At 72.1% G+C, this 6,488-nt stretch carries 5 protein-coding genes; 3 read left to right on the top strand and 2 right to left on the bottom strand.

Features of this window, described 5'->3' with window-relative positions; genetic code table 11:
- Positions 1–106: 106 nt before the first annotated feature.
- Together ACIQOV_RS21475 and ACIQOV_RS21470 are read right to left on the bottom strand one after the other, a co-directional pair.
- Positions 107–1,339: a cytochrome P450 gene (locus tag ACIQOV_RS21475; RefSeq protein ID WP_401050707.1), complete on the bottom strand. Its 1,233-nt coding sequence runs from the start codon at positions 1,337–1,339 to the stop codon at positions 107–109.
- Positions 1,340–1,426: 87 nt separating this feature from the next.
- Positions 1,427–2,605: an acyl-CoA dehydrogenase family protein gene (locus ACIQOV_RS21470; RefSeq protein WP_380551036.1), complete on the bottom strand. Its 1,179-nt coding sequence runs from the start codon at positions 2,603–2,605 to the stop codon at positions 1,427–1,429.
- Between the two features lie 261 nt (positions 2,606–2,866).
- On the opposite strand from ACIQOV_RS21470, the gene ACIQOV_RS21465 reads away from it, so the two are divergent.
- The 3 genes from ACIQOV_RS21465 (at position 2,867) to ACIQOV_RS21455 (ending at position 6,193) form a co-directional block, all read left to right on the top strand.
- Positions 2,867–3,280, top strand: coding sequence for an SgcJ/EcaC family oxidoreductase (locus tag ACIQOV_RS21465; RefSeq protein WP_401050705.1), 414 nt, complete (start codon positions 2,867–2,869; stop codon positions 3,278–3,280).
- 70 nt (positions 3,281–3,350) lie between these two features.
- The gene (locus ACIQOV_RS21460) at positions 3,351–4,508 is read left to right on the top strand and encodes an epoxide hydrolase family protein (protein ID WP_401050703.1); all 1,158 of its coding nucleotides are present in this window, start codon (positions 3,351–3,353) and stop codon (positions 4,506–4,508) included.
- 95 nt (positions 4,509–4,603) lie between these two features.
- A complete protein-coding gene (locus tag ACIQOV_RS21455) occupies positions 4,604–6,193 on the top strand; it encodes a PQQ-binding-like beta-propeller repeat protein (RefSeq protein WP_401050702.1) in 1,590 nt (529 codons plus the stop codon).
- Positions 6,194–6,488: the final 295 nt, after the last annotated feature.

The following is a 6,488-nucleotide window of genomic DNA, read 5'->3' as shown; positions in this document are numbered from 1 at the left end:
GTACCTGACCCGGACCTGCCGTGGGGGTGGGGATCTCGCGCAGTTCCCAGCGCGCCTTGGCCTCGGGTACGACGGCTGCCCACATCGGACGGACCTCCCTTTCGTGTCAGCGGTTTCGCGGCGTGAGGCGGACCGGGAGGGTCTGCACGCCGTTCATGATGAAGGTGACCTGCGGCGCCAAGTCCATCTCGGGGACGGTGAGTTCGATGTCGGGGAAGCGCCGGAACAGCGCGGCGAGCGCGATCTCGGCCTCCATCCGGGCCAGCGGCATGCCGATGCAGCGGTAGACGCCGTGGCCGAAGGAGAGGTGCTCCTTGTCCGACCGGGCGGCGTCGAAGGCGTCCGCGCTGTCGCCGTGCACGGTACGGTCGCGGCCCACCGCCGCGAAGTTGATCAGGACCGGGTCGCCCTTGGCGATGACGACGCCGCCGATCTCGATGTCCTCCACCGCGAAGCGGAAGGGCAGATGGGCGACCGGCGCCTCGACGCGCAGGGTCTCCTCGATCACGTCCGACCAGCTCACCGCGCCGCTGCGCAGCAGCGCCAGCTGGTCGGGGTGGGTGAGCAGGGCCCGGGTCGCGTTGGCGAGCAGGTTCATCACCGGCTCGGTCCCGGTGGCGAGCAACAGGTGCAGGGTGCCGACCAGTTCGGAGTCGTTCAGCCGGGAGCCGTCCTCCTCCTGGGCCTGGACCAGGTCGCTGGTCAGGTCGTCCCCGGGGCTGCGGCGCTTGGCCTCGACGAACTCCTGCATCTCCCGGTGCCACTGCTCGACGTTGGCCGCCGACTCCTCGGGGGTGAGGGTGGTGTCGATGTTCGCCTCGCCGCCGCGGAGCATCTGCGCGCGGTCCTCGGCCGGCACGCCGAACAGGTCGCAGATCACCCGGGCGGGCATCGGGCGGGCGAAGCGGGCCTTGAGGTCCAGCACCTCGCCGGGTTCGCAGCGGTCCAGCTCGTCCAGCAGCTCGTCGACGGCCTTCTCGACCTCGGCCCGCATGGCCTCGACCCGGCGCGGGGTGAAGGCCCCGGCGGTCAGCCGGCGCAGCCGGGTGTGGTCGGCGCCGTACCGGGTGGTGAGGTTGTCCATCAGCACCCAGCCGATGAGCGGGAAGTCCTCGCCGATCCTGCCCTCGGCGAAGGCCGTCCAGTGCTGGCGCGGGTCCTTGGACAGCCGGTGGTCGGTGAGGGCCTGGCGGGCGGTTTCGTGGTCGGTGATCGACCAGCCGAGCACGCCGCCGGGCAGCTCGATCCGGGCGACCGGGCCGTTCGCCCGGATCCGCGCGCCCTCGGCGTGGATGTCGTGTCCGGCGGGGTCGATGACGACGGGTTCGGGGATTGCCATGGGGATCCTCCGGGCGGTCGGTGGGAACGGCGGGCAGGGCATGCCGGACAGGGCCGCTCGGTGCGGCCCTGCCCGGTGGGGCGCCGGCTACAGGTAGAGGGTGTTGGGCCCGAGGCCGCAGGCGACCCGCCCGTAGAGTTCGAGGTTGGTGTTGGGGTGCAGGATGCCGTGCAGGTTGAGGGTCTGGACGTCCCGCTCGATGCGCTGGATCGGGACGGTGGTGTAGATCGAGGAGCCGCCGCTGGCGGTGTTGAGGATGTCCACCGCCTCCTTGGTGCGCGAGCAGACGGCACCGAGGTCGAGCCTGATCCGGGCCCGCTCCTCCAGGGTCCACTCCTCGCCGGTGGGGCCCTTGGTGTCGATCAGGCCGGCGGCGCGGTGGGCGTGGAACTCCACCTCGTCGATCCTGGTGATGGCGTCGGCCACCTGGAGGTGGGTCACCGGGGCCTCGGCCTGGTTGGCGTACTCGGTGTAGCTGATCTTCCGGCCGGGGAGCCGCTCGAAGAACGCCTCCTTGGCGGCCTTGGCCAGCCCGAGCGCCGGCGCGGCCACCGTGGCGCACGCGGTGGGCATGAACGGGGCCCGGTAGATGGGCGATTCGGCGTTCGCCAGGGAGCGGTGCCGGCCCTGGAGCACCGGGACCATCGGCAGCACCCGCGGCTCGGGGACGAACAGGTCGGTGGCGACGGTGGTGACGCTGCCGGAGCCGCGCAGGCCGGTGGTGTGCCAGTCGTCGACGATCTCCAGGTCCGCCAGCGGGACGGCCACCATGATCGGCTGCGGCCCGTCCGGGGTCATCAGCACGGCCGCGTTGGTGTTCCAGGAGCTGTGCAGCGCGCCCGAGTTGAACGTCCACTTGCCGTTCAGCAGCACGCCGCCCTCGACCGGCACAGCGACCGCGGTCGGGCTGAGGATGCCGCTCACGCGCACGCCCGGGTCGGCGAAGATCTCGTCCTGCACCTCGTCCGGGAACAGGCCGGCCATCCAGGAGCTGATGGCGTAGACCGCCATGACCCAGGCCGTGGAGCCGTCGCCGCGGGCCAGCTCGGCGATCACGTCCACCGCGGTGCGCATGTCGGATTCGTAGCCGCCGTAGCGGACCGGCACCCGGATCTGCAGCAGTCCGGAGTCCGTCAGCGCGGCCAGCGTCTCGTCGGACAGCCGGCGGTGCTCCTCGTGCCACAGCGCGTTCTTCTGCAGCAGCGGCACCAACTCGGCTGCACGGCTCACCAGTTCTTCCCTGGACGGGGATTCCTTGGCTGTCATCGGGGGCTCCTCAGAAGTGGGCGGCCCGCGTGGGACGGTTGGCCGTCCGGGCCGCGGTCGTTGATCGGCCCTGTCGAGGCTGGCAGCCGGGCGGGGCGCCCGCATCTCCCGGATTGCGGCGCGTCCGGAGCGTGTCCAGGCCACCCGGCCGTCCAACGATCGAGCGCAATCGGGGAGTTGTCGCCCCGTGCGGACCGGTGTGAGGCTGGCCGTCACCCGGCCGCCGTGTCGCGGCCGTGACCACCGGAGAAGGAGAGAGCCATGTCCGCCACTCCCCCGCCCAACTCCCCCGAAGCCGCCGCGCTGCGCGCCGTTCCGGAGCGCATCGTCGCGGCCTGGGCCGCCCAGGACGCCGACGGCTTCGCCGAGGTCTTCACCGAGGACGCGACGCTGATCCTGCCCGGGGACATCTACCTGACGAGTCGTCAGGCGATCCGCGCCTTCATGACCCAGGCCTTCGCCGGCCCGTTCAAGGGAACCCGGGTCACCGGCGAGCCGGTGTCGGTCCGCCCGCTGGCCGCGGACGTGGCCGTGCTGGTCACCCAGGGCGGTGTGCTGGCCCCCGGGGACACCGAGGTGACGGCCGAGCGTGCGATCCGGGCGACCTGGGTGCTGGCCCGACAGGGCTCCGACTGGCGGATCGCCTCGTACCAGAACACCCCCGTCGCCGCCTGAGACCCGGCGGGCCGGTCCCGGCCCGCGCTGCCCGCCCCTCCGATCCGACAGTCCACTGAGAGGACTTGGCATGCGCCCCTTCCGTATCGACGTCCCGCAGGAAGCCCTCGACGACCTGGACCGCCGGCTCGCGGCGACCCGCTGGCCCGGCGAACTGCCGGGCGTGGGCTGGCAGCGCGGGGTTCCGCTCGACTACCTGAAGGAGCTGGCCGAGTACTGGCGCACCGGCTTCGACTGGCGCAAGGCCGAGGAGCAGCTCAACGCGTTCCCGCAGTTCCTGACCGAGATCGACGGCGTGGACATCCACTTCCTGCACGTGCGCTCGCCGGAGCCGGATGCCACGCCGTTGATCATCACCCACGGCTGGCCCGGCTCGGTGGTCGAGTTCCTGGACGTGATCGGGCCGTTGACCGACCCGCGGGCGCACGGCGGCGATCCGGCCGACGCGTTCCACGTGGTCATCCCCTCGCTGCCCGGCTACGGCTTCTCCGGCCGCCCCCGGGAGACGGGCTGGGACACCGCCCGGGTCGGCCGGGCCTGGGCCGAGCTGATGCACCGCCTCGACTACGACCGGTACCTCGTCCAGGGCGGCGACTGGGGCATGCCGGTCTCCCTCCAGCTCGGCCTGGCCGATCCGGCGCACGTCGCCGGCGTCCACCTCAACATGCTCGCCACCTTCCCGCCGCAGGACCCGGCCGAGTTCGCGAACCTGGACGGGGCGGACCTGGCCAGGCTGGAGTTCGCCGCGCACTTCGAGCAGGACGGGGCCGGCTGGCGGAAGATCCAGTCCACCCGGCCGCAGACCGTCGGCTACGGCCTGACCGACTCGCCGGTGGGCCAACTCGCCTGGATCGTGGAGAAGTTCAAGGAGTGGACGGCCGCGGAGACGGCGCCGGAGGACGCGGTGTCCCGCGACCGGCTGCTGACCAACGCGGCGATCTACTGGTTCACCGCCTCCGCCGCCTCCAGTGCCCAGCTCTACTACGAGTCCAACCGGCTGGACTCCGACTTCATCCGTACCTGGGCCGGCCCGTGGCCGCTCGCCGCGCCGGTCGGGGTGGCCGTCTTCCCGCAGGACGCCGTCCGGCCGATCCGCCGCTGGGCCGAGCGGATCCTCCCGACCCTCGCCCACTGGTCCGAGTTCGAGCGCGGCGGGCACTTCGCCGCGCTGGAGGAGCCCGAGCTGTTCGTCGGCGACGTCCGGGCGTTCGCGCGCCGGGTGCGCTGACCGCCGTCCATCCCGCGTAGCGGCCGGGGAGCCGGTCCGCCACCTTTCGTCCAGGCCCGGGTCGAGCAACGACACCGAGCGGAAACGGAGTTGAATTGTCCGTCATTCTGAAGACCCGCGGCGCCGGGCGGCGCGGTCGCCGCACCCCGGGCTGGCTGGCGTTCACGGCGCTGGCCGCCGTCTCGCTGGCGATCGCACCCGGCATGGCCGCCCCCGACCCGGCCGCCGCGGGCACCGAGAACGCCCGGGGCGGCTACGACCGCCGGGTCCACCCACAGGACTGGGCCCTGTCCAACGGCGGTCTGACCAACACCAGGAACGTCACCCGGACACCGATCAACTCGCACAACGTCAAGAACCTCAAGGTGAAGTGGCGGCTTCCGCTGGAGGGCGACCCGACCTTCGCCGGCATCATGGCGTCCAATCCGATCGTCGTGGGCGACACGGTCTACCTGATCAGTCTCAACTCCGACGTCACCGCGGTGGACAAGGAGACCGGGAAGGTCCGCTGGAAGCGCGTCTTCAACAGCCCCTCGGTCGGGCCGAACGGCGTGGCCTACGCGCGCGGCCTGCTCTTCGGCACGACGTTCACCGGCGTCTTCGCACTCGACCCGGCGACCGGCCGGACCGTCTGGTCACGGGAGCTGATCGCCTCCGGCGAGGGCGGCATCGACGTCGCTCCCCAGGTGTACGAGGACACCGTGGTGGTCAGCACCGTCCCGAACACCTTCGGCAAGTACGTGCCGGGGGCCATGGGAACCATCTTCGCGCTGGACACCGCCACCGGGAAGCCGCGCTGGAGCTTCAACACGGTCAAGGACGGCGACCTCTGGGGCCACCCGGAGATCAACAGCGGCGGCGGGACCTGGTTCGCGCCGGCCCTCGACGAGCACGGACGGCTGTTCGTCGCCGTCGCCAACCCCGCCCCGCTCCCCGGCACCCCCGAGTACCCCAACGGCAGCAGCCGGCCGGGCCCCAACCTCTACACCAACTGCCTGCTGGCGATGGACAGCAGGACCGGGAAGCTGCTCTGGTACCAGCAGACCGCGCCGCACGACCTGCGGGACTACGACCTCCAGGACCCCCCGATCGTGACCACCGCGACGGTCCGCGGCAAGCCCACGGAGATCGTGGTGGCGGCGGGCAAGATGGGCAAGGTCTACGCCTACCGGGCCGACGACGGAACCCCGCTGTGGACCCTGCCGGTCGGCACCCACCTGAACGACGAGGGCCCGCTGCCGGACACCCCGACCACCGTCCTGCCGGGCATCATCGGCGGGGTGGAGACGCCGATGGCGCTCTCCCGCGGGCGGCTCTTCGTCCCCTGGGTCGACAATCCCGCCAAGCTCGACTCCCGGGGCGGACTGCAACTGCCCGACTACACCGTGGGCCGGGGCGGCCTCACCGCCGCCGACGTGGCGACCGGCAAGGTGCTCTGGCAACGGGACCTGCCGCAGATGGCGCTCGGTGCCGCCACGGTGGCCAACGACGTGGTCTTCACCTCCACCTTCGACGGCCAGGTCTACGGCTTCGACACCACCACCGGCGCGACCCTGTGGACGGCCAGGACACCGGCCGGCATCATCTCCTTCCCGGCCGTGAGCGGCAACCTGCTCCTGGTCGGCGCGGGCGCCCCCGCGTTCTCGACCAACCCGTCGTTCGAGCTCATCGCCTACTCGCTCTGACCCGCCCCCGCGTACCGCCCCGCCCCTGACGACCCGACGGCCACCGGCCCGGCATCCACGCCGCGCCGGTGGCCGTCGTGCGTGCGTCCGCGAAGCATGCTGTGCGCGCTGCCGTTGCGACGGGTCGCGCGACGTCCGGCGGGACGGCACGACGGAAGAACTCCCGAAAATTCTCCCGCTCGATGTCGATCCGCGGCGCCCGGCTCCGTCTACCAAGTGCCGGGCCTGGACCCCGGCCGTCGGGGCTCCGAGCCTCGACACGGTCGCGGTCGCCGGGGACGGAGTGGACGCCCTC

Source organism: Kitasatospora sp. NPDC091257 (genome assembly GCF_044757675.1).
Lineage (GTDB): Bacteria > Actinomycetota > Actinomycetes > Streptomycetales > Streptomycetaceae > Kitasatospora > Kitasatospora lactacystinica.
Note: the sequence above shows the minus strand (reverse complement) of the source record. Positions and strands in the feature narration are given on the sequence as shown.